Consider the following 20,797-nt stretch of genomic DNA (forward strand, 5'->3'; position numbering starts at 1 on the left):
AGCGCTCGGTCGGGGGGATGCCCAAGCGCAGCCAGCAAGACTAAGGAGAGTGCCCCTACCTGCCCCCACCCTTGCGGAGGGGCAACCAGCAAATAGCGCACATAACACGACGAAAGTGTGCCGCAGCGCACACCCAACAAGCAGGCTAAAAACGTTAAGCGCGACTTTGCAAGTTAACAATCAACTCAGCGCGCGTACTGACCCCCAATTTGGCGTAGATGTTTTTTAAGTGCCATTTGGTGGTCGATACGGCAATACCGGCTTGCTCACTGACCTGGGCATTCGACAAGCCCGCCAGCGTGGCGCGCACAATTTCGCGCTCTTTTTCGGTTAACCCTGCACACAGCGGCAAAGGGCTATTGATTGCCCCCGAACCCGACTCGCCTATCAAGGCCGCGTAGTGTTCGCGGTACTTTTGCGGCACCGGCAATGCGCCGGCGCTAACCAACTGTTGCAATAGCGTGCTCGCACTGGGGGCTTCATCCAGCACACAGCGACTAAAACAGGCGATGCCGTGCTCGGCAATCAGACGCTGTAGGGTTTGTCCTTGTTCAACAAGGCTCGCGTTTTCTGTGTTTAAACACAGCAGATTGATCTGCACCACTAAAGCACGCACCCGCATCTGACTGGCTTTGAGCGCTTGCGCCAGCACGCGCAACAAACGCACCGCCTGTGCGGTTTGACCGCTACCGAGCAACCAGTAAACCGCCGCCATGCCACTGCGCTCCCAGCCTTCACTGTAGGGGCGGGTCTTTTCCCACTCACCGGCCGCCAGCCGCTGCGGCAACTGAAAGCGCCGCGCTACGCCTTCCAAAACGCTGCGCGAACCGCTGAGCAGCGCTTGACGCAGCGCCTCTTGCGCCACGTGAGCGAACAGGCGCGGGTAATGCCCCAGCTCTAACACGCGGGTTAAGTTATCCAGCAGGCGCTCTCCACGCTCAGCCAAGCCACGGCTGTGCAAGACCCGCGACAAGGTGACATACACGGTCACAATCGCTTCGCTGGCCGAAGAGGCGCTGACTTCGCCCAACAGGTCATCGCCTAGCTGCTGCGCTTCAATCAGCTGATTTTGCTCGTACAGAGTCACCAACATAGCGGTGGCACGATTCAACCACGCCGGACAGTCTCGCGGCGTGGCCGCAAAGTCGGCATACACCTGATTGCGTGCCTGCAAACTTTGCCCGGCATGGCGGCGGCTCAATACCACGATCAAGTCCGCATAGCTCTGCAAGAAACGATGCCCGCTATGCGCCAACACGCTTTGTGCTTGGCTGGCGTGACGAATCGCCGAGGCTAAATCAGCGGCCATCAGATCGTGATAGGCCAACAAGGTTTGCGCTTGCGCGCGCAACACCATAGGCACCTGCGGCGCCCGTAAGCCTTGCGCCAACTGGGGCAAGGTGCTCGCCGCGTCATCCTGAAAGGTGCTATGCAGCAAACGCAGCAGCAACCAATAAGCGCCGCGAGCGCCTTGCGCTAAGCCGTGTTGTTCTGCCAGTTGCAGGTAATAATCCGCCTGATGAAAACAGCGACTCAAGGTGAGCGCCTCCACGGCGTAACCCAGCAACACAGGCTGCTCAAGCAAGCACGCCTCATCCAAGGCCAGCAGCCACTTCAACAAGCGCGAAAAATAGCCGGCCTTAAGCCACTGCTCCCCGACCGTCACCAAGAGCTGCTGTTGCAAGCGAGGTTCACTGAGCTGCTGCGCGTGCACCAAAGCACGCTCGTCGTCGCGATACGGTGCGTTGCTTTGCTGCGCGAAATAGTGCGCCGCACGCCGGTGCAGCAAGGGCACTCGCTGCGGCTGTTCGACCTGCAGACGCGTGCTGAGAAAAGCCTGTAGCAAGGGATGGTAGCGATACCAGCCTGGTCGCCCCTCTACCGGCTGCATAAACAATTGTTGCGCGGCCAAGTCCTCAAGCAAACGCGTGGAGTGCTCGCGTTGCAACACCGCATCACACAAGGGGCCGTCGAACACCTCAAGCAGCGCACTGCCGAGGAAAAAATCACGCATACCCGCTGGCAATTGGCGCAGCACCACCTCACCGAAATAATCAACAATTTGCGGCTGGGTACCACTGAAGCGCGCTAAAGCCGGCAAACCAAAGCGCGCGTAACTCAGTAGCGCCATCTTCACCCCAGCGACCCAGCCTTCGGTCATGTCATGCACGGCGGTCAACTGCTCTGGGGGTAATGCTTCACCGCCCAAGCAGGTGCTCAATGCCTGGGTTTCTGCGGCGGTTAGGGCGAGGTCGTGGGCTTCTAGACAGCACACACGGTCGTTCAGCTGCAAACTAGCAAGCGGTAAATCCGGCGCCTGTCGACTGGCGATACACACCTGCAAAGCTTGTGGCGACAGCTGTAGCAAAGCCCGCAGCACGGCCAAAATCTGCGGATCATCAATATGCTGAAAATCATCAAAGACCAAGCACAGCCCCTGCGGCAAGCGCTCTAATGCTTGCGCTAAGGCTGCGGCGGCAGCCACCGGTGAGCCTTGCAGCTGCGCACCAATCGGATCAAACCAAGAGGCATCGAAGTCACTCATCTGCCGGCGAATAGCGATGAGCAAACGGCGGAAAAACCACACCGGCTGATTGTCGTGTGCCTGAACAGTGATCAGCACACGCGGCTTGCACCACGCTTGCCGCATCCACTGCTCAAGTAAGGTCGATTTGCCCGCACCGGGCGGCGCTAAAACGATCAGCAACGGCTTATCCGCCGCCTGTTGCAGGCGTGCTAGAAGATGGGTGCGGCACACACCCGCCAACATAGCGCCGCTAGGAAGGGGGCTCTTCATAGGGGCAATCTCGCTCGTTATTATTTTTGTTGTAATCGCCCTAGTGTACTGGCCCAACGCCAGCCAACAACCGCAGCGCATCACACTTTTAGCTGACCTAGACCCTTGCCCTACTTTGGTTGGCGCAGAAAAAAGCCCGGCGAACCGGGCTTTCAAGTGCGATCAGTCACGGTTAAAGGCTGGCTAAACCACGCGCTAAGTCGGCCTGTAGATCGCGGACATCTTCCAAGCCAATCGCCAAGCGAATCAGCCCATCGCCAAGGCCTGCAGCAGCGCGCACTTCGGGCGTCAAGCGACCATGGGTGGTGGTCGCCGGATGGGTGATGGTGCTTTTGGCATCGCCCAAGTTAGCGGTGATGGAGAAAATCCGCGTCGCATCAATCACGCGCCAAGCGGCTTCTTTACCGCCTGCCACTTCAAAGCCCAGCACTGCGCCAAAGCCGCTCATTTGCTGTTTAGCCAACGCATGCTGTGGATGGCTCGGCAAGCCTGAGTAATGCACCTGCGTTACTTGCGGCTGCTGGCTGAGCCACTGTGCCAAGGTTTGCGCACTGGCGCAGTGGGCTTGCATGCGCAGGCGCAGGGTTTCTAAACCCTTGAGAAACACCCACGCATTAAACGGACTCATGGTCGGGCCACAGGTGCGTAAAAAGCCCACCAGCTCTTTCATCTGCTCGCTTCGACCGCACACGGCCCCACCCAAGCAGCGACCCTGACCATCAATAAACTTAGTCGCCGAGTGAATCACGATGTCGGCGCCAAGCTTTAATGGCTGCTGCAAGATGGGGGTACAGAAGCAGTTATCCACCGCCAACATAGCGCCAGCGGCGTGCGCCATCTCAGCCAAGGCGGCGATATCAGCCAACTCAGACAGCGGATTAGACGGCGACTCAACAAACAGCATGCGGGTGTTGGGCTTGATGGCCGCGCGCCATGCTTCGACATCTGCCAGCGGCACGTAATCGACCTCAAGACCAAACGGCTTGAGGTATTTGTCGAACAAACCAATGGTTGAGCCAAACACGCTTTGCGACACCAACACATGATCGCCACCTTTGCACAGGCTCATCATGGTGGCCAGAATGGCGGACATGCCCGAGGCCGTTGCCACGGCCTGCTCGGCGCCCTCTAGCGCGGCCAAGCGCTCCTCAAAGGTGCGCACGGTCGGATTGGTATAGCGCGAGTAGACGTTGCCGCTGCGCTCGCCGCTGAAGGTAGCGGCCGCTTCGGCGGCCGAACCAAACACGTAGCTTGAGGTCAGGTACAGCGCCTCGCCGTGCTCACCTTCGGGGCTACGGCGCTGGCCGCCACGCACGGCGAAGGTGTCCGCCTCTACGCCCGCTAAGTCGCTATCAAGGTAACCTGGGGTCCAGTCCTGGCTCATGGCTACTCCTTAATCGTTGTGCAGATCGATCACCGTATCGGCAATCTTCTTGATGCCCTTGGCAGCATCGTTACGAGCCGCTTCGATACGCTGCAGATAGACATCATTGACGTCACCGGTGACGTACTTGCCATCAAAGACCGCACAATCGAACTGCTGCAACTTGCTGCTCTTTTCGCCCACGGCCTCGATCAAGTCATCGAGATCTTGATAAATCAGGCGATCGGCACCAATCAGTTGCGCGATTTCAGCGGTGTTACGACCATGCGCGATCAGCTCATGTGCGCTGGGCATATCGATGCCATACACGTTGGGATAACGCACTGCGGGGGCCGCCGAGCAGAAATACACGTTCTTGGCACCGGCTTCGCGGGCCATTTGAATGATTTGCTTGCAGGTGGTGCCGCGCACGATGGAGTCATCCACCAGCATCACGTTCTTGCCGCGAAACTCCAGATCAATTGCGTTGAGCTTTTGGCGCACCGACTTCTTGCGCTCTTTCTGCCCCGGCATGATGAAAGTGCGGCCGATATAGCGGTTTTTAACGAAACCTTCGCGGAACTTAACCCCCAAATGGTGCGCCATTTCCAAGGCTGAGGTCCGGCTGGTATCTGGGATTGGGATGACCACGTCGATATCGTGCTCAGGCCACTCGCGCTGGATTTTCTCCGCGAGTTTCTGCCCCATGCGCATACGCGCTTTGTACACCGAGACGCCATCCATGATGGAGTCAGGACGCGCCAGATACACGTGCTCGAAAATACACGGCGCGTAGCTTGGATTTTGCGCACACTGGCGGGTGAACAGGCGGCCATCTTCGGTGATAAACACCGCTTCGCCGGGCTCCAGATCACGAATCAGGGTGAACCCCAACACATCCAAGGCCACGCTTTCTGACGCGATCATGTATTCAACGCCGCCTTCATCGGTATGGCGCTGACCGAACACAATCGGACGAATGCCGTGCGGATCACGGAAGCCAACAATGCCGTAACCGGTAACCATCGCCACCACCGCATAACCACCGATGCAACGCTGATGCACGCTGGCCACAGCAGCAAACACGTCTTCTTCAGTTGGGCGCAGCTTGCCGCGACTGGCAAGTTCGTGGGCGAACACGTTGAGCAACACTTCAGAGTCTGAGTTGGTGTTGACGTGGCGCAGGTCAGATTCGTAAATCTCGCGCGATAACTGCTCAACGTTGGTCAAGTTGCCGTTATGCGCCAAAGTAATGCCGTAGGGCGAGTTAACGTAGAACGGCTGCGCTTCGGCTGAGCTTGAGCTACCGGCCGTGGGGTAACGCACATGGCCAATGCCCATACGCCCTTCGAGGCGCTGCATGTGGCGCTGTTGAAAGACATCGCGGACCAAGCCGTTGTCTTTGCGCAAGAACAGACGCCCTTCATGACTGGTTACGATACCGGCGGCATCCTGGCCACGGTGTTGCAATACGGTAAGCGCGTCGTACAACGCCTGATTGACGTTGGCCTTGCCCACGATGCCGACGATGCCACACATTGCCTATACCTCTTAACTTGGCGAAATCACGCATTTGACGCCGCAGCGCCGTGTTTAATCTTACGCCGCCGTAGCCGCGCAGTAGCCGTTACCGCCTAAGCGGTACAGGCAAAATCAGTTCATCGGAAGCGTTGGCACATTGGCTTGGCTTAGCCATTGACTCGCCAATTGCAGTACCCAGCCCTTCCATTGATCGGCAACACGCAAAAAATGCGGCAGCAAGTCAGACTCTTGCCACCAGCTATCTTGTTGCACCGGCGCTAAACTCAGCAGCCCTACCAACACCACAACCAGCAGAGCACCGCGGGCCGCGCCGAATACCATCCCCAGCACACGGTCGGTGCCCGATAAACCGGTGACGCGGATCAGCTCGCCGATCAAAAAATTCACCAAGCCGCCGAGCAGCAGCGTCACCACAAATAAGGTCACGCAGGCAGCAATCACTTGCGCCGACGGGGTATCGATATAGGGAGCAAAGTAGTGTGACAAGGCGCCGCCGAACATCCATGCGACCACGCCAGCCAGAATCCAAGTCAGCAGCGACAGTGCTTCTTTAACAAAACCGCGCTTCAGGCTGATCAGACTGGAAACGGTGATGATGGCGATAATGGCCCAATCGACCCACGTAAAGGTCACGTCACTACCCACTGGTGTATGAGGCGGCGGATTCTAGCAAAGCTTAGCGCGCGGCTAAACCAGCACACATCGGGTTTTACGGTGCAAATCGCACCACAAAGCCATTCAAGCCACGCTGGCGCTGCAATTGCTCGCGCAGTTTACTGGCTTCGCCCTTATCCAACACCGGCCCAACAAACACGCGATGCATTTGCTCATGGGTGCGGTAATAGCCGTTATAGCCTTTAGCGCGCAGGTCTTTTACCAACTGCTCCGCACTGGCTTTGTTGGAGAGACTGGCCAATTGCACCGACCAACCTTCAGGCAAACCATTGCTGTCTAAGGGTGCGGCTACCGCTGGCGGCTCGGCTTTGGCAGATTCAGCCATCGGCGTGGGGGTGGGTTCTGCTTGAGTTTGAGGCTCGGCTTCAGGCTCAGGCAACTGATCCAGCACCGGCTGTTCGGCATACTCTGGCTGCGAGGCCGTCAAGGCTGACAGCTCTTGCACAGGCTCGGGGGTCATATCCGGCAGCAACGCAGGCTTTGGCATGGGAGGCACTTCAACACGCACTTCGCGCACATCATCCTGCCGCGACAGCAACATGGGCACAAAAATAACCGCCAAACCGAGGAGCACGACGGCGCCGACGATGCGTTGTTTTAAGCCTTGTTCCAATGCCATGCCTTACTCCACGTCCACGCCTTGCTGGCGCAGCCAGAGTATCGCCTCTGTCACGGTATAAAAGGAACCCAACAGCAGAATTTGATCGCCAGCCTCTGACTTAGCCAATTGTGCGTGCAACGCGCTGGCGACATCCGCATGCACCGATGCCGTCACCCCCTGCAACGTCAAAGCCTGAGCGATATCTTGTGCCGCACGACTGCGCACACAGGGCAGATCCGCCACCGCCCATGAGCCTGACAAGGGCGTCAGCGCCGCCAGCACACCGTCTAAATCTTTATCCGCCAGCAAGCCAAACACCAGATGCCGCTGCCCTGTTAAAGGACGACGCGCGAGCCGCTCAGCAATAAACTGCATGGCGTGTGGGTTGTGGCCCACATCAAGCAACAGCTCGCGACCGGCATACGGCGGCGGCAAACTAATCACTTGCAGCCGGCCCGTAACATGCGCAGCTTGAAGCGCTGAGGCAACTCGCGCTTGATCCAGCGAGAATCCCAGCAAGGCAAATGCTTGCAACGCCACTGCGGCGTTATCTTCCGGCAACGTCAAGGGCGGCAAGTCATGCAGCTCTAACAGTTCACCCTGAGCCGAGCGCCCCTGCCAATGCCATACGGGCCCTTGCACTTGCTCCGTCCAAGCCACGTAGAAGGCTTGATCACGCACCCACAGTGGAGCACTCAACTCAGCGGCTTTGTTTTGGAGGGATTGCGGTGGTAAACGATCACCGCACACCGCCGGTCGTTGCGCGCGCAAGATGCCGGCTTTTTCAGCGGCCACCGAGTCACGACTATCACCCAGCCACTCGGCATGATCCACACCAATGCTGGTGATGACGGCGACATCCGCATCCACCAGATTGACGGCATCAAGACGACCACCTAGGCCAACTTCCAACACCGCCACATCCAACTGCGCGGCTTGAAACAACAGCAACGCGGCCAAGGTGCCAAATTCAAAATAGGTCAGCGAAATATCACCACGGGCGGCCTCGATCTGCGCAAACGCGGCACACAACGCAGAGTCGCTGGCTAGCTCACCCGCAACCCGCACTCGTTCGTTGTAGCGCAGCAGGTGCGGCGAGGTGTACACGCCAACGCGCAATCCTTCAGCGCGCAGTAGCTCTGCCAAAAACGCACACGTTGAGCCCTTACCGTTAGTGCCGGTGACGGTGACGACTTGCTTAGCAGGCCGCCCCAGCGCCAAGCGCTGTGCCACCTGCTGCAAACGCTCCAAGCCCATGTCGATGCTGGAGGGATGGAGCTGCTCGAGATAACTCAGCCAAGCATTGAGGCTGCTGTTCGCGGTTAAAGCCATTAAGCAGCCGGTGCCTTTTGCTGCGTCATGATGGCCAACATGCTGGCTAGGCGGTCGCGCATCTCGCCGCGCTCAATAATCATGTCGATCTGCCCGTGCTCCAGCAAAAACTCACTGCGCTGGAAACCTTCTGGCAACTTCTCACGCACCGTTTGCTCAATCACGCGCGGCCCGGCAAAGCCGACCAACGTGCGCGGCTCGGCGACAATAACATCGCCCAACATAGCCAAACTGGCCGACACACCGCCGTACACAGGGTCCGTCAGAACGGAAATGTACGGGATACCCTCTTCGCGCAAGCGCGCCAACACCGCCGAGGTTTTCGCCATCTGCATCAGCGAAATCAACGCCTCTTGCATGCGCGCGCCACCAGAGGCTGAGAAGCAAATAAACGGAATACGCTTCTCCAGCGCCACATTGGCAGCTTGCACAAAGCGCTCACCCACAATGGCGCCCATCGAGCCACCCAAGAAGTTAAACTCAAAGGCACAGGCCGACACGGGCATGCCCTTGAGCGTGCCTTGCATCGCAATCAATGCATCTTTTTCACCGGTACTTTTTTGCGCACTGGCTAAACGGTCTTTGTATTTTTTAGTGTCACGGAATTTAAGGCGATCCGTTGGTTCCAGATCAGCGGCCAACTCCACACCGCTACCGTCATCCAAAAACATCGCCAAGCGCTTACGAGCGCCAATCCGCATGTGGTGCGAGCACTTGGGGCATACGTCAAGATTGGCCTCAAGTTCTGGCCGGTACAGCACTGCGTCGCAGGATGGGCATTTGTGCCACAAGCCTTCCGGCACCGAACTTTTCTCTGACTCCGACCGCATGATCGAAGGAATCAGTTTGTCTACCAGCCAATTGCTCATAATGGTTCTCTCTTATTCAATCGAGACTCAGGGGCCGAAGCCCTCTGGCACTCCCTTAGCATCAGATTGTTGCACTCTAGTATTGCAGTGCGAAAAGTAAGCGGACCGTACGCGTCCTCACTGGCTTACTGACGGCAGCGCTAAGCGGCTCGTCACACCCGAGCTTACCCAGCCTGTAGCAAGCGCCCAGCCAAACGAACTTGCGCCATGAATTGCTGCATTTTATCGGCATCTTTGATGCCTTTCGCCGCCTCAATGCCCCCACTGACATCCACTGCATAAGGGCGAACTTGCGCAATCGCCGCTGCCACATTGTCAGCATTCAAGCCTCCCGCCAAAATAAGCGGCTGTTCAAGCGCAGGCACTTGCGACCAGTCAAAAGCCTGTCCTGTGCCACCCGGCACCCCTTCGACGTAAGCATCCAACAGCACACCTTGTGCGGCCGGGTGCTGCTCAGCTTGCGCCAGCGCTTGCGCGGCGCTACGCACCCGCAAAGCTTTTAAATAGGGCCGGTCAAAACTTTGGCAATAGCCTGCCACCTCATCGCCGTGAAATTGCAAAACATCCAACGGCAGCAGCTCAAGAATCTCAAGCACTTCGCAACGCGGCGCATCAACAAACAGCCCCACCGTGGTCACAAAGGGCGGTAGTTCACGCAGGATTGCCCGCGCCTGTTCTGGTGCGATATAGCGCGGACTGGGACGATAGAACACAAAACCCAAAGCATCAGCCCCTGCTTGGACTGCCGCCAAGGCGTCTTCTAGGCGGGTAATACCGCACATTTTCACCCGTGTTGGCATCATGATCTCAACCGATATTCACAAAGTTCACGCAAGTCACGCATAACCAGACACACCTTATGCCAGCCGCTGACTTAATCGCAACGAAAGCGCGGCGGCAGCTGATCATTGAGCCCACTGATAAAGTGCGGACCTAAATAACGCTCTGGCACCTCAAAACGTGCCGGATACGTCACGTCCACCAGGTACAGACCGTATGGATAAGCCGTCACCCCGCCCTCACGACGGTTGCGCGCATCAAGCACCTGCTTTACCCACCCTACGTCACGCTCACCGGCGCCAATGGTCATCAATACGCCGGCAATATTGCGCACCATATGATGCAAAAAAGCACTGGCGCAGATATCCAGCACGATCAAACTGCCGGAACGCAGCACTTCAATGTGATGAACAATCTTAATCGGCGATTTGGCTTGGCATTGCATCGCCCGAAACGAGCTGAAATCGTGTTTACCCAGCAAGGTTTGTGCGGCTTGCTGCATGCGCTCCACGTCTAAGGGACGGTAGTTCCACGTCACTTCTTCTGGCAAATGCGCTGGCCGTATCGGGTCGTTGTAAATCACATAGCGATAGCGGCGTGCGGCAGCGGAAAACCGCGCATGAAAATCCGCCGGCATCACCTTAGCCCATGTCACGCTGATGTCTTTTGGCAGATTGGTGTTGGCGCCCATCACCCAGGCTTTTAATGGCCTGTCAGCCGGCGTATCAAAATGCACCACTTGGGCGGTGCCATGCACCCCGGCATCGGTGCGTCCAGCACACATCAAGTTGACAGGCCCCGCAGCCACCTTAGCCAAAGCCTGCTCTAACGACTCTTGCACGGTTAGCACGCCCGGCTCCTGACGTTGCCAGCCGCGATAGCGACTGCCTTTGTACTCAACCCCAAGGGCAATGCGAAACAAACCTTCAGGGGCAACTTCATCGATTGCAGGGGTAAACACAAAATCACCTTCAACAAATCAAAAAACATAGCGGGCGACATCATACAGACTCTGTTGCGCTCGGCCCACGCAACAAAAAGGGCAGCCCGAGGGCTGCCCTTGCATCACTCCAGTAGCGCTTAGCTAAGCTTTTCCATAAGCTCTTTAGCTTCTTGCTGCTGACTGTCGTTACCTTCGTTAATCACCTCACTCAAGATATCGCGGGCACCTTCGTTGTCGCCCATATCGATATAGGCACGTGCCAAGTCTAGCTTGGTAGCGGTTTCGTCGGTGCCGGCCAAGAAGTCGAAATCATCATCGTCTGCGGTTGCAGCAGCGGTGGCGACTTCAGCAACCACGGCGTCTTGCTTAGCGGCTGGTGCGGACTCGACCAGATCATCCAATGCATCCAGCGCAGCGCCGTCATCCAATGCGGTTAAATCATCAGACAGATCATCCAAATCCTTACTGACTTCATCCAGCTGTGCAGCGAAATCATCACCCGCGTCATCCAAGCTCAACGCAGGAGCATCATCATCCAGCGACAAGTCGAAGTCGCTGCCTAAGTCAGTACTGTCCGCATCCAACGACAACTCGTCCAACGACAGGCCATCATCGGCCAGTGCCGGCGCTTCATCTTCAAGGCTTAAAGCGAACTCTGCCAACTCATCATCCGCGCTGGTTTCAGCAGGAGCATCATCTAGTGACAAGTCAAAAGCATCATCAGCTACCGCAGGGGCTGGCTCGGCGGGCTCATCATCTAGGGTAAAGCTAAAGTCATCATCCAAAGCAGCTAAGTCATCGGCTGCTTCGGTGGTAACCGCCGCTTTAGGCTCTTCGTCCAGCGACAGATCAAACGCGTCATCCAGATCAGCTACAGCGGTTTCTGGCTCAGCCAAGTCGTCCAAGCTCAGATCAAAACCATCATCACTGCTGGCAGCGCTCTCTGCAGCCGGCTCATTCAGGGCATCAAGACTGAAGTCATCATCCAAAGACAGATCATCTAAACCGTCACCCGCGCCGGCCAGATCCGACTCCAGCTCACTTTCCAGATCATCCAAGCTCAGATCAAAACCATCATCGGCAGCTTCGGCTGTAGGCTCAGCAACATCATCCAGCGATAAGTCATCCAAGCTGAAGTTATCGTCAGCCAACGCTGCTGCGCCGGCTGTCGCGCCCAATAAAGCGGCGTACTTGGCTTTGAGTTGGTCTACTTGCGGCTGAACGCCACCAATGTCGTTCAATTCATTTTCTTGACGGGCGAAATTGTCGGCATCGCCCATCTCGCCTGCCACTTCCATCAACTTCAAGCGCAAATCACTACGCTCTGGCTCTTGGTCAATGGCTTGGTTCAACTGCTCGGCAGCCTGGCTGAAACGGCCATAAGCCATCAGCATATCCACTTCGTGAAGCACGTCGCCTTTGCCGTCAGCGGCTTCAGGCATGGCATCAGCATCCAGCTCAGCGTCTTGACCCAAGTCCAAGTCGCCGTCCAGATCAAAGCCTTCGTCGTCACCCGCTAAGCCATTGGCTTCTTGCAGTTCAGCTTCTTTGATTGCATTGCGGCGCGACACCGCCATCAAACCAAGCAGCAGCACCAATAGGCCGGCACCACCAGCAGCCCCCAACATCATGGGGTCGGCCAGCAGGTCATCAACAAAGCTCGGCTCTTCCGTCACAACCGGTGCGACGGGAGCCACAGGCTCTTGAACGGGTTTAGCCGGCTTAGGGGCCGGCTTGGGAGCTTCGACAACAGGTGTCACTGGTGCTGGCTGCACCGGTTCTGCAACCGGTGGCGTTACAGCAGGCTCTGCTGGCTTATCCGCCGCAGGCTCTTCGGTATAGTTGTAATCGACTGGCTGATCCGCCTTAGCGGCATCAGCCGGCACCGCTTGCACTGGTGCATCAGCAGGCTTAGCCGCTTCAACCGGTGCAGTAGCATCAGCGGGAACTGCAGGCGCAACTGGAGCAGCGCCTTGCTTGGCTAACTCAGCCTGCATCTTGGCCAGCTGTTCATTTTTAAGCTTGAGCAGGCGCTGTAATTTTTCTAGCTGCGAATCAAGGTCAGTCACGCGACTTTTGAGTTCAGTATTTTCGCGGCGGCTAGAATCCAAACTCTCTTGGGTGACAGCCAACTTGTTTTGCAGCGCGTCATTACCGGCTGCGTTAGCTTTGTCAGACCCTTTGGCTTTGCCTTCTTGGCCAGACACCAAGCTCAGACGATCGCTGGGTGCGCTGGTGGCGGGCGCAGCTCCGGCAGTGTCACGACGCGTTGCGTCCAGCTGACGGGCACTGCTGGCAGCGACAGAGCGGCCTTCTTTCCACGCTTTGTTGTGCTCAGCAACCAAGGCCACAGCCTCATCACTGGTACGCGCTTTAGCTTGCTCTGCGCTCGGCAGACGCAACACTTGGCCGTTTTTCAGGCGGTTGATGTTGCCATCGATAAACGCGCCATTGTTGAGATCGTAAATGGCCAGCATGGTTTGATGAACGCTGGCACCTGCCGGACGAGCGCGCAGAGCGATTTCCCACAAGGTGTCATTTTTGCTGGAGGTGTACTCACCTTCCAGCTTACCGGCACTGGCAACCGGCGCTGCGCTAACTGGCGCAGGACGAGCTGCCGGTGCGGGCGCTGCTGCGGCAGGGGCAGGCTGCGGCGCACGCACAACCGGTTGCGGCGCACTGCGCACAACGGGTGCTGAGGCGACAGGCGCACTGGTCGTAATGGTTGGTGTGGGCGTATACAGCGGCGGATCAAGGAGAACCGTGTACTCGCGCAGAAGGCGGCCATTCGGCCACAGCACTTCCATCAAGAAATTCAAATAGGGTTCGCGTACCGGCTGTGGCGAGGTAACGCGGATCACGCTTTTGCCATTGGCATTGATCACAGGCGTGAATTTTAGCCCGGTCAGGAAATACGCGCGATCAACGCCAGCTTTGGAGAAATCCTCTGCCGACCCCAAATTGGGAATGATTTCACTCTGGTTTAGGTCTTTCACCTCAACCAAAGCAATCTCAGCCTCAAGCGGTTGGTTCAATGCAGACTTCAGGGTGATTTCACCCAGCCCTAATGCGTGCGCCATCCCAGACGATAGAGCGGTTGCCGCAGCGACTGCCATTGCCAGTTTACGAAGCCGAGCCATAACGTGATCCCTTATTTTTTCTACTTTTCTTGGCGTGTAATGCTTTTAACCACGCGGTTAATGCAGCAGGGTCATGTGCGCAAAAAACCGACCGCTCCCAAGGTTGGAGCGCCTCCAAACCTAGAATACTTCTTCACATTACGAAGTAAGTATCTTTTATAGAAGGTGTTTTATCAAAGTCAAAGTCTGTTGCACAGCGTCATATGCCACACCACGCCTAACATTATCCGAGACAATCCAAAAATTGAGGTGTCTATCACTTCCTGAAACACCCTCAATACGCCCAACGAATAAATCGTCTTGGCCGGCGGACTCAGTGACTGCCGTGGGCCAGCCGTCTTCATTCTCATCGACGACAAGCACCCCAGCCTGCTGCTGCAACAGGGCTTTTACTTCTTCAATATCAAGCACTTGCTCTGACTGCAGCAACACATTAATGCCGTGCCCAAAAAATACCGGTGCCAACATTAAGCGCACACTCAGCGGCACATTGGCCAGTTGAGGCTGAGCGCGTAACTCATTGCGCACGCTGCTTTCTAGCGCCAACGGCTGATTCGCACTCAAACCGGCAAAGCCCGGATGAACATTAAACGCCAACTGTTTGCCCAAACGCTTGGGATCGGCACCACGCGCATTGAGTAGGCTGGTGGTTTGCGCAGCCAACTCACGCACACCGGCTTGCCCTACTTCAGACACAGCCAGCAACGCATGCACATGCAACTGGGTGCAGCCATAGGCAGCAACCAGCGGTGACAATACCGGCAGCAGCAGGTTGGTAACACTGTGTTGCTGGCGATACACACCGGCGCCGCGTGCCGCCACATCGACCACACCTTGTGCACTGTATTCGCCGTCCCAGCAGCCGGTTAAGTCCAGCACGGGTAAATTGGCTTCGCTAAGAATCTGCATCAAGGCCGGCGCCAAAGCTTGTTCGGCAGCCAACAGCACCAGCGCCACATCGGCCAAGTTGGCCGCGACCAAATCTCGCACACGCAAATTGCGCTCGCCGTAGCGCGCCACCGAGGTTTCATCCACCCCGTCATCCAGCGTGATCAATTGTTCAAAAGCAATCTGCTGTGCTTGCAGCGCTTCAAGCACGGCTTCGCCGACCAAACTGGTTGCGCCAACTAAGGCAATTTTGTTCGCCATCATTTACCCCAAAACAACAAAGGCCGGGAATCTACCCAGCCTTCGCCGTTAACTCAAGCGCACTCAATGCTCCAGCAGAATGCGCAACATGCGGCGCAGCGGTTCAGCGGCACCCCACAACAGCTGATCACCTACGGTGAACGCCCCTAGATATTGCGAGCCCATATTCAACTTGCGCAGACGTCCGACCGGAACATCCAACTTACCGGTGACGGCTGCCGGCGTCAGCTCACGCATACTGATATCGCGATTATTAGGCACCAGCTTCACCCAAGGGTTGTGCTGGCTAATCAGGCCTTCGATATCGGCCATGGGCACATCTTTATTCAGCTTAATGGTCAGCGCCTGACTATGGCAGCGCATCGCACCAATACGCACGCACAGACCATCAATCATGATCGGCTGCTTACGCAGGCCGAGAATCTTGTTGGTTTCGGCCTGGCCTTTCCATTCTTCGCGGCTTTGTCCATTGGGCAGTTCTTTATCAATCCACGGGATCAAGCTGCCGGCCAGTGGCACTCCAAAGTTATCAACCGGGAAGCTCTCACCACGAAGAGCTTCAGCCACCTTGCGGTCAATATCCAAAATCGCGCTGGCTGGATTGGCCAAATCGTCAGCCACAGCGTTGTGTACGGCGCCCATCTGCTTGATCAGCTCGCGCATGTTTTGCGCGCCAGCACCCGAGGCCGCCTGATACGTCATGGCGCTCATCCACTCGACCATGCCGGTTTCAAACAGACCACCCAAGGCCATCAACATCAGGCTGACGGTGCAGTTACCGCCGACAAAGTCTTTTACGCCATCAACCAGCGCCTGATCGATCACCTTACGGTTGACCGGATCCAACACGATCACGGCATTGTCTTCCATGCGCAGCGCGGAAGCCGCATCAATCCAGTAACCTTTCCAACCTGCTTCACGCAGCTTGGGGTAAATCTCATTGGTGTAGTCGCCGCCCTGACAGGTAACGATCACCTCCATGGCTTTTAGCTCATCGAGGTTAAAGGCATCTTTCAGCGCTGCCACGCTTTTACCCACCGCAGGGGCCTCGCCACCGGCGTTGGAGGTTGAGAAAAACACTGGCTCGATCAGATCGAAGTCTTTCTCTTCAAGCATGCGTTGCATGAGCACGGAACCCACCATGCCACGCCAACCGATAAGACCAACTCGTTTCATGTCACTACACCTTACAAAGAAGGCCGACTGCCGCCGGCCAGAAAACGCTTAAGACTACAGGCTTGCCAACGCGGCGACTACTGCATCACCCATGGCGGCCGTACCGACCTTAGTGCAATCGGACGAGAAAATATCGCCGGTACGCAGGCCTTGATCCAACACCTTACTCACCGCTTGCTCGATGGCATCCGCCGCCGACGCTTGGTTGAAGGTGTAACGCAGCATCATTGATACCGACAAGATGGTAGCCAACGGATTGGCAATTCCCTGCCCTGCGATATCCGGCGCGCTGCCGTGGCAAGGCTCGTACATACCCTTGTTGTTGGCATCCAGCGAAGCCGACGGCAGCATACCGATTGAGCCAGTCAACATCGACGCCTCATCGGACAAAATATCGCCGAACATGTTGTCGGTGACCATCACGTCAAACTGCTTCGGGGCGCGCACCAGCTGCATGGCCGCGTTATCGACGTACATGTGGCTGAGCTCGACGTCCGGATAATCCTTAGCTACTTCTTCAACCACTTCGCGCCACAACTGGCTAGAAGCCAATACATTAGCCTTATCCACCGAGCACAGCTTTTTGTTACGCACCATCGCCATATCGAAACCAACACGCGCAATACGGCGGATCTCGCTCTCGCTGTAAGGCAAGGTGTCATAGGCTTGGCGCTCGCCATTCTCGAGCACACGTTGCTCGCGCGGCTGACCGAAGTAAATGCCGCCGGTCAATTCGCGCACGATCAGGATATCCAGACCCGCCACCACTTCAGGCTTAAGGCTTGAGGCTTCGGCCAGCTGCGGGTAGAGAATCGCTGGGCGCAAATTACCGAACAACCCGAGCTGCGCACGAATCTTCAGCAAGCCACGTTCTGGACGAATATCGCGCTCGATTTTGTCCCACTTGGGGCCGCCCACGGCACCTAGCAGCACTGCGTCGGCCGCTTGTGCTTTGGCCAATGTTTCGTCGGCCAGCGGTACGCCGTGCTGATCGATCGCCGCACCACCAATCACGTCGTGGATCAGTTCAAAATCCAGCTGAAACTTGTCATTCGCCAAGTTCAATACCTTGACCGCCTCGGCCATGATTTCTGGGCCGATACCGTCACCGGGCAGAATCAGAATCTGTTTGCTCATTGTCTATCTCTGTTGTCGCGGGAGCGCGCACAGCGCTCATAAAAACGAACGCGGCCACACGCAGCGGCCGCGCAGAACATTACTTAATGGCACCAAACAGCCAAGGGCTTGTTTGCTGATGCTTAAGCTCAAAATCTTTGATCGCCTCGGCGTCCTGCAAAGTCAGGCCGATATCGTCCAAGCCATTGAGCAAGCAGTGCTTACGAAAGGCATCCACTTCAAAACCAAACACGCTGCCATCGGCACAGGTCACGGTTTGCGCCTCAAGATCGACCGTTAACTGATTGCCTTCACTGGCTTCGCATTGTTGGAACAACTGATCGACCTCTGCTTCTTGCAGCACGATCGGCAACAGGCCATTTTTAAAGCTGTTATTGAAGAAGATGTCAGCAAAACTTGGCGCGATCACCACACGAAAGCCGTACTCTTCCAGCGCCCACGGCGCATGCTCACGCGAGGAGCCGCAGCCGAAGTTTTCACGCGCCAGCAACACACTGGCACCCTGATAACGCGGAAAATTAAGGACGAACTCTGTATTCAGCGGGCGCTGTGAACAATCTTGATTTGGCTGCCCCACATCCAAATAACGCCACTCATCGAACAGGTTCGGACCAAATCCGCTGCGCTTGATCGACTTCAAGAACTGCTTAGGAATGATCTGGTCGGTATCGACGTTGGCACGATCCAACGGGCAGACCAAGCCGGTATGACGGACAAAAGGTTTCATGCTCGGCTCCTTAATTCAGCAATTCACGTACATCAACAAAGTGACCACTCACCGCAGCCGCCGCAGCCATCGCCGGGCTGACCAAATGGGTACGCCCACCGGCGCCTTGGCGGCCTTCGAAGTTACGGTTGGAGGTAGACGCGCAGTGCTCGCCGCTCTCTAAACGATCGGGGTTCATGGCCAAGCACATCGAGCAGCCGGGCTCGCGCCACTCAAAGCCTGCCTCGACAAATACTTTATCCAAACCTTCCGCCTCAGCCTGCGCCTTAACCAAGCCAGAGCCAGGCACCACCAGTGCTTGCTTAACCGTCGCCGCCACTTTGCGACCCTTAGCCACCTCGGCAGCTGCGCGCAAATCCTCGATACGCGAGTTAGTGCACGAGCCAATAAATACGCGGTCCAGCTTGATCGTGGTAATCGGCTGATTAGCACTCAAACCCATGTACTTCAGCGCGCGCTCGATGGAGCCACGCTTGACCGGATCAGCCTCTTTGGCGGGGTCCGGCACGTTGGCGTCGACCGCCAAGACCATTTCAGGCGAGGTGCCCCAGCTGACCTGCGGCTTGATGTCCTCGGCTTTAAGTTCAACAACCTTATCGAACTGCGCATCATCGTCGGAAACCAAGTCCTGCCACTGCGCCACGGCCTGCAACCAATCGCCACCCTTAGGCGCAAAGGGGCGCCCGTCAACGTAGGCAACCGTTTTTTCATCCACGGCCACCAAGCCCACGCGCGCACCGGCTTCAATCGCCATGTTGCACAGGGTCATGCGGCCTTCCATCGACAAAGCCCGAATGGCGCTACCGGCAAATTCCAGCGCGTGGCCATTGCCACCGGCAGTGCCGATCTTGCCAATAATGGCCAGCACGATGTCTTTGGCGGTCACGCCTGCCGGCAAGGTGCCTTCAACAGCGACCTTGAGGTTTTTCATTTTTTTCGCGACCAAGCACTGCGTCGCCAGCACATGCTCGACCTCGGAGGTACCAATACCGTGCGCCAGCGCGCCAAAAGCGCCGTGGGTCGAGGTGTGCGAATCGCCGCAGACAACCGTCATGCCCGGCAACGTTGCGCCCTGCTCGGGGCCAACCACATGCACAATGCCTTGGCGGGCATCATTCATTTTGAATTCTAAAATGCCGAAATCGTCGCAGTTCTCATCCAGCGTCTGCACTTGCAGGCGCGACACTTCATCGACGATGGCTTCTAAACCACCCTGACGCTCCGCCTTCGTGGTCGGCACGTTATGGTCAGGCGTTGCAATATTGGCGTCGATACGCCACGGCTTACGCCCTGCCAAACGCAGACCTTCAAATGCTTGTGGCGAGGTCACTTCGTGGAGGATTTGCCGATCGATATAGATCAAGGACGAGCCGTCATCGCGTCGCTTAACCTCGTGCATATCCCAGAGCTTGTCGTAGAGGGTCTTGCCGGCCATGGGGTTGGTTTCCTCATCAGTCTTTATAGTGGCGGAGGCTTCGCGCAATAGCGGTAGCTCCTTCGGCGCTTGTGGCGCTGTAGAGAATGCTACGAGGCAACATCCAATAAAACAAATTCATATTTTTTATTTTGATCATTCCATCATGGAATACTAAAGTCTCGCCTTGCACCCAACTCTCTAAGCCGCTGGAGCGCGCTTGTCGATGGATTTAGCCAACCTCAATGCTTTTATCGCCATCGCAGAAACCGGCAGCTTTTCCGCCGCTGCCGAGCGTTTATTTCTTACCCAGCCGGCGGTGAGCAAACGCTTGGCTAACTTGGAGCAGCAATTAGCCGTCCGCCTGTTCGATCGCCTAGGTCGTGACATTAGCTTGACCGAAGCCGGCCGCGCTTTGTTGCCACGGGCTTACCGCATACTGGCCGAACTCGCAGACAGCCGCCGTGCACTGGCCAACCTCAGCGGCACCATCAGCGGGCGTTTGAGCCTCGCCACCAGCCATCACATTGGCCTGCATCGCTTGCCACCGGTGTTACGGCAGTTCACGCGTGAGCACCCCGAGGTGGCGTTGGATATTCGCTTTGTGGACTCAGAAGTCGCTTACACCGACGTGCTGCAAGGCCAAGTCGAGCTGGGCGTCATCACCCTGGCGCCACAACCGCGCGACAACATCCACAGCGAACGCATCTGGCACGATCCGCTGGCGTTTTTTGCCGGTCTTGACCACCCCCTCACGCGCATCAGCAACCCGACGCTCAAAGATGTGGCCGAGCATCCAGCGGTCTTCCCCGCCGGCAACACCTTTACCCACCAGATCACCCGCGAGCTATTTCAGCGTTATGGCTTACAGCCGCACATCGCCATGAGCACCAATTATTTAGAAACCATCAAGATGTTGGTGTCAATCGGGCTGGCGTGGAGTGTGCTGCCAAGCAGCTTGCTGGACGATCAGGTTTGCGCACTGGCCGTACGCAACACGCAGCTGGCACGTGAGCTGGGCTTTATTTGCCACCGCGAGCGCACACTGTCTAACGCAGCAAAAGCCTTTATTGAATGTTTACAACAGCATGGAAACGGCTTGCCAGACTCAACCCACAGCGACTAACGTCAAATCATCTTCAGTTTTTACCC

The 20,797-nt window shown here is 56.8% G+C and carries 16 protein-coding genes; 1 reads left to right on the top strand and 15 read right to left on the bottom strand.

All coding sequences use genetic code 11. The features are described 5' to 3' along the window. Positions 1-154: 154 nt before the first annotated feature. The 15 genes from MKI83_RS05820 to leuC all read right to left on the bottom strand — a co-directional run bounded on the left by MKI83_RS05820 (position 155) and on the right by leuC (position 19,666). Positions 155-2,797, bottom strand: coding sequence for a winged helix-turn-helix domain-containing protein (locus MKI83_RS05820; RefSeq protein WP_241583969.1), 2,643 nt, complete (start codon positions 2,795-2,797; stop codon positions 155-157). A 172-nt stretch (positions 2,798-2,969) separates the two neighbouring features. Next, entirely contained in the window at positions 2,970-4,181 is a 1,212-nt protein-coding gene (locus tag MKI83_RS05825; protein WP_241583970.1) for an O-succinylhomoserine sulfhydrylase, read from the bottom strand. 9 nt (positions 4,182-4,190) lie between these two features. Continuing rightward, a complete protein-coding gene (gene purF / locus MKI83_RS05830; RefSeq protein WP_241583971.1) occupies positions 4,191-5,699 on the bottom strand; it encodes an amidophosphoribosyltransferase in 1,509 nt (502 codons plus the stop codon). 114 nt (positions 5,700-5,813) lie between these two features. Beyond that, on the bottom strand, positions 5,814-6,335 hold the full coding sequence (locus MKI83_RS05835) for a CvpA family protein (protein WP_241583972.1): 522 nt from the start codon (positions 6,333-6,335) through the stop codon (positions 5,814-5,816). A gap of 76 nt (positions 6,336-6,411) precedes the next feature. Next, a complete protein-coding gene (locus MKI83_RS05840; protein WP_241583974.1) occupies positions 6,412-6,996 on the bottom strand; it encodes an SPOR domain-containing protein in 585 nt (194 codons plus the stop codon). 3 nt (positions 6,997-6,999) lie between these two features. Then, complete coding sequence (gene folC, locus MKI83_RS05845) at positions 7,000-8,310, bottom strand: bifunctional tetrahydrofolate synthase/dihydrofolate synthase (RefSeq protein WP_241583975.1); 1,311 nt, start codon at positions 8,308-8,310, stop codon at positions 7,000-7,002. After that, positions 8,310-9,179 carry an acetyl-CoA carboxylase, carboxyltransferase subunit beta gene (gene accD, locus MKI83_RS05850; protein WP_241583976.1) on the bottom strand — a complete coding sequence of 290 codons (870 nt, stop codon included), beginning with the start codon at positions 9,177-9,179 and terminating at the stop codon, positions 8,310-8,312. Before accD ends, folC begins: the two co-directional genes overlap by 1 nt. Positions 9,180-9,343: 164 nt before the next feature. Continuing rightward, positions 9,344-9,982 (bottom strand): phosphoribosylanthranilate isomerase, encoded by a 639-nt coding sequence (locus MKI83_RS05855; protein WP_241583977.1) that lies wholly within the window; start codon positions 9,980-9,982, stop codon positions 9,344-9,346. Positions 9,983-10,053: 71 nt separating this feature from the next. Continuing rightward, positions 10,054-10,920, bottom strand: a complete 867-nt coding sequence (gene truA, locus MKI83_RS05860) for a tRNA pseudouridine(38-40) synthase TruA (protein WP_241583978.1) — start codon at positions 10,918-10,920, stop codon at positions 10,054-10,056. A 119-nt stretch (positions 10,921-11,039) separates the two neighbouring features. Beyond that, positions 11,040-14,042: a motility hub landmark protein FimV gene (locus MKI83_RS05865; RefSeq protein ID WP_241583979.1), complete on the bottom strand. Its 3,003-nt coding sequence runs from the start codon at positions 14,040-14,042 to the stop codon at positions 11,040-11,042. A 156-nt stretch (positions 14,043-14,198) separates the two neighbouring features. Beyond that, positions 14,199-15,191: an Asd/ArgC dimerization domain-containing protein gene (locus MKI83_RS05870; RefSeq protein WP_241583980.1), complete on the bottom strand. Its 993-nt coding sequence runs from the start codon at positions 15,189-15,191 to the stop codon at positions 14,199-14,201. 63 nt (positions 15,192-15,254) lie between these two features. Continuing rightward, positions 15,255-16,367 carry an aspartate-semialdehyde dehydrogenase gene (gene asd / locus MKI83_RS05875; protein ID WP_241583981.1) on the bottom strand — a complete coding sequence of 371 codons (1,113 nt, stop codon included), beginning with the start codon at positions 16,365-16,367 and terminating at the stop codon, positions 15,255-15,257. Positions 16,368-16,421: 54 nt separating this feature from the next. Continuing rightward, a complete protein-coding gene (gene leuB, locus MKI83_RS05880) occupies positions 16,422-17,504 on the bottom strand; it encodes a 3-isopropylmalate dehydrogenase (protein ID WP_241583983.1) in 1,083 nt (360 codons plus the stop codon). Between the two features lie 79 nt (positions 17,505-17,583). Continuing rightward, complete coding sequence (gene leuD / locus MKI83_RS05885; RefSeq protein ID WP_241583984.1) at positions 17,584-18,231, bottom strand: 3-isopropylmalate dehydratase small subunit; 648 nt, start codon at positions 18,229-18,231, stop codon at positions 17,584-17,586. A gap of 10 nt (positions 18,232-18,241) precedes the next feature. Then, positions 18,242-19,666 carry a 3-isopropylmalate dehydratase large subunit gene (gene leuC, locus MKI83_RS05890; protein ID WP_241583985.1) on the bottom strand — a complete coding sequence of 475 codons (1,425 nt, stop codon included), beginning with the start codon at positions 19,664-19,666 and terminating at the stop codon, positions 18,242-18,244. Between the two features lie 205 nt (positions 19,667-19,871). Between leuC and MKI83_RS05895 the strand changes: the two genes are divergently transcribed. Next, positions 19,872-20,771 carry a LysR family transcriptional regulator gene (locus tag MKI83_RS05895; RefSeq protein ID WP_241584264.1) on the top strand — a complete coding sequence of 300 codons (900 nt, stop codon included), beginning with the start codon at positions 19,872-19,874 and terminating at the stop codon, positions 20,769-20,771. Positions 20,772-20,797 lie beyond the last annotated feature (26 nt).

Origin of the sequence: Atopomonas sediminilitoris, from assembly GCF_022601735.1 — a bacterium.
GTDB classification, from domain to species: Bacteria; Pseudomonadota; Gammaproteobacteria; order Pseudomonadales; family Pseudomonadaceae; genus Atopomonas; species Atopomonas sediminilitoris.

What these genes read in the sequence shown, in the direction of transcription:
- MKI83_RS05820 (WP_241583969.1), bottom strand. Translation starts at nt 2,797, where the DNA reads ATGAAGAGCCCCCTTCCTAGCGGCGCTATGTTGGCGGGTGTGTGCCGC.
- MKI83_RS05825 (WP_241583970.1), bottom strand. Translation starts at nt 4,181, where the DNA reads ATGAGCCAGGACTGGACCCCAGGTTACCTTGATAGCGACTTAGCGGGC.
- purF (WP_241583971.1), bottom strand. Translation starts at nt 5,699, where the DNA reads ATGTGTGGCATCGTCGGCATCGTGGGCAAGGCCAACGTCAATCAGGCG.
- MKI83_RS05840 (WP_241583974.1), bottom strand. Translation starts at nt 6,996, where the DNA reads ATGGCATTGGAACAAGGCTTAAAACAACGCATCGTCGGCGCCGTCGTG.
- folC (WP_241583975.1), bottom strand. Translation starts at nt 8,310, where the DNA reads ATGGCTTTAACCGCGAACAGCAGCCTCAATGCTTGGCTGAGTTATCTC.
- accD (WP_241583976.1), bottom strand. Translation starts at nt 9,179, where the DNA reads ATGAGCAATTGGCTGGTAGACAAACTGATTCCTTCGATCATGCGGTCG.
- MKI83_RS05855 (WP_241583977.1), bottom strand. Translation starts at nt 9,982, where the DNA reads ATGATGCCAACACGGGTGAAAATGTGCGGTATTACCCGCCTAGAAGAC.
- MKI83_RS05865 (WP_241583979.1), bottom strand. Translation starts at nt 14,042, where the DNA reads ATGGCTCGGCTTCGTAAACTGGCAATGGCAGTCGCTGCGGCAACCGCT.
- MKI83_RS05870 (WP_241583980.1), bottom strand. Translation starts at nt 15,191, where the DNA reads ATGGCGAACAAAATTGCCTTAGTTGGCGCAACCAGTTTGGTCGGCGAA.
- asd (WP_241583981.1), bottom strand. Translation starts at nt 16,367, where the DNA reads ATGAAACGAGTTGGTCTTATCGGTTGGCGTGGCATGGTGGGTTCCGTG.
- leuB (WP_241583983.1), bottom strand. Translation starts at nt 17,504, where the DNA reads ATGAGCAAACAGATTCTGATTCTGCCCGGTGACGGTATCGGCCCAGAA.
- leuD (WP_241583984.1), bottom strand. Translation starts at nt 18,231, where the DNA reads ATGAAACCTTTTGTCCGTCATACCGGCTTGGTCTGCCCGTTGGATCGT.
- leuC (WP_241583985.1), bottom strand. Translation starts at nt 19,666, where the DNA reads ATGGCCGGCAAGACCCTCTACGACAAGCTCTGGGATATGCACGAGGTT.
- MKI83_RS05895 (WP_241584264.1), top strand. Translation starts at nt 19,872, where the DNA reads ATGGATTTAGCCAACCTCAATGCTTTTATCGCCATCGCAGAAACCGGC.